Origin of the sequence: Acetivibrio straminisolvens JCM 21531 (assembly GCF_000521465.1) — a bacterium.
Classification (GTDB): Bacteria; Bacillota; Clostridia; order Acetivibrionales; family Acetivibrionaceae; genus Hungateiclostridium; species Hungateiclostridium straminisolvens.
This window is the reverse complement of sequence record NZ_BAVR01000135.1, coordinates 1-2013: the sequence shown is the minus strand read 5'-3', so window position 1 is coordinate 2013 and position 2013 is coordinate 1. Positions and strand designations below refer to the sequence as shown.

The window sequence follows — 2013 nt, the reverse complement described above, 5'->3', positions numbered from 1 at the left end:
ATATTGGATTGATAAAGATAATAAAATCAGACGGATTTTTGCTCCCATGGAGATGTCTATTTAAAAGTAAAGGATAAAGAGATTATAACTGAAAAAGATGGAGCATGGACTGTGGCATCTGCCGCATTGAGACTTATGAAGTCTGCTCTTTACGGCTATGATAGGCAAAACGATTTACCTATAATATCGTGCTGTGGCTATTTAATGAATTATGGCTGTCCCAATATAATTACGTGGGATGCAAGATAGTTGGCAGTCTCATTGAGTTGTCAAATTTTGAAATCGGGGAAGTCAAACACGGAGGGTATTTGTTGTTTCAAGACGGTTTTTTAGTTGATTTGGAGGATTATTCCCGGCAATCATTGGTTTTTGCGCGAAAAGTAAAACGGTTTTATGCTGAAAGTTTACCGAGGATATTTAGCGAAAAGATCTATCAGGATGAGTACGAAGAATATTGGCGGTTGTTTGAAATGTATTTTCATTTACTTAGCGGACGATGTAAAAGGTAAAGAAAAATGCACATTCTTTGAAATGGTGAAAATCAATAAAAAGTGCTTATTACAAAATAAACAGAATAGAAATATATGTATCGACAGTAGATTTATGACGTAATACAATCCGTATTACGGAGGTGTTAATATGATCAGTGTCAGGTTATCTAAAGAGTTGGAAGAAAAACTCGAACTATTGTCCAAACAAGAAAGCATGACCAAATCCGATATTATAAAAGAGGCTTTAAGTAAATATATTGTTGACCATGAAAAGAAATGTAAACCATACGAATTAGGTGAAGAACTGTTTGACCAATATGGCAGTGGAAAAGGTGATTTGACTGAGTACAACATGGCCTGTAGTTACTGAAGTATTACAAACGTTGGATTTTAATATAAATGTGCAAATTAATTTCTTGGAATGGATTAAAAGAGGAGGACTAAATATAAAGCAAATTACTGTTGAAGATATTCCTAGAATAATTGAGCTTTCCAGGAAATATTCTGATATACCTATGGATTTCACGGATGCAAGTTAATTTTAGTTTCTGAGTTGGAGAATATTAAAGAAATAATATCTATCGATTCGGATTTTTATATTTATAGAAACCTCCGTAACGAATATATTAAAAATATCTGGTAATGTAAATAATTTTGTGTATCGGAATTTTTACAATCCTCCTTAGCAAGAAATTTTGAATTTTTGAAGTTTACAGAATGTTACCTTAAATCATTTCTTCATTATATATTATTGCCAGTTTTGCCGAGTTTTATACATAAATTTGATTCAATTTGGCCATAATTGATTATAATAGGGTATTCTGTCCTTTTTCTCACCGCTTTTATTTTGTGAGGTCTAGCCCGTCCGGCGATGAGGACGAGCCCTTGAGGGCGGTGGGGTGAATGCTTTTAAATATAGTTCTCCAATCTACCTGGATACTGAATCATTAGTTGGCTGAGTACCCTATCCCAGTCCTTATACCGCTGTGTCCACTTCTTTACTACATTCATTGACGCCAAATATAGCATTTTTTCCAGTGAACTGTCGCTTGGAAACATTGTTTTTGTTTTCGTAACTTTTCGAAACTGCCGATGTAATCCTTCAATGATGTTGGTAGTATAAATTATTCTCCTTATTTCCTCCGGGAATTTGAAGAATGGGCTTATCACATCCCAGTTATTTTCCCAACTTCGTATGGCATATGGGTATTCCTTTCCCCATTTGCTCTTAAGTTCACAAAACTTTTCTAATGCTACTTCTTCGTTAATTGCTCGATATACTTCCTTAAAGTCATTGCTAAAAGCCTTTATGTCCTTGAATGATACATATTTAAAGGAATTTCGAAGTTGATGTATTATGCAGCGTTGTACTTCGGCCTTTGGATATGCAGCATTAATTGCTTCTTTTATACCTGTCAGTCCATCAACGCAAAATATTAGCACATCCTGTACTCCTCTGTTCTTAAGATCATTTAATACTCCAAGCGAAAATTTCGATGATTCATTGTCACCAATCCATATT

The 2013-nt window shown here is 34.4% G+C and carries 4 protein-coding genes; 3 read left to right on the top strand and 1 reads right to left on the bottom strand.

What is annotated here, in order from left to right; translation table 11 throughout:
• Positions 1-188 precede the first annotated feature (188 nt).
• The 3 genes from JCM21531_RS19235 to JCM21531_RS19230 all read left to right on the top strand — a co-directional run bounded on the left by JCM21531_RS19235 (position 189) and on the right by JCM21531_RS19230 (position 1030).
• Positions 189-509, top strand: coding sequence for a hypothetical protein (locus JCM21531_RS19235; protein WP_131464581.1), 321 nt, complete (start codon positions 189-191; stop codon positions 507-509).
• 130 nt (positions 510-639) lie between these two features.
• Positions 640-861, top strand: coding sequence for a ribbon-helix-helix protein, CopG family (locus tag JCM21531_RS17035; RefSeq protein WP_038291603.1), 222 nt, complete (start codon positions 640-642; stop codon positions 859-861).
• A 31-nt stretch (positions 862-892) separates the two neighbouring features.
• A complete protein-coding gene (locus JCM21531_RS19230) occupies positions 893-1030 on the top strand; it encodes a hypothetical protein (protein ID WP_162149332.1) in 138 nt (45 codons plus the stop codon).
• Between the two features lie 370 nt (positions 1031-1400).
• Here JCM21531_RS19230 and JCM21531_RS17025 read toward each other — a convergent pair.
• A partial coding sequence (locus JCM21531_RS17025; RefSeq protein ID WP_038291601.1) for an IS256 family transposase occupies positions 1401-2013 on the bottom strand: 613 nt, incomplete at its 5' end.

Coding starts and splice junctions, on each gene's coding strand:
- JCM21531_RS17035 (WP_038291603.1), top strand. CDS start 640: ATGATCAGTGTCAGGTTATCTAAAGAGTTGGAAGAAAAACTCGAACTA.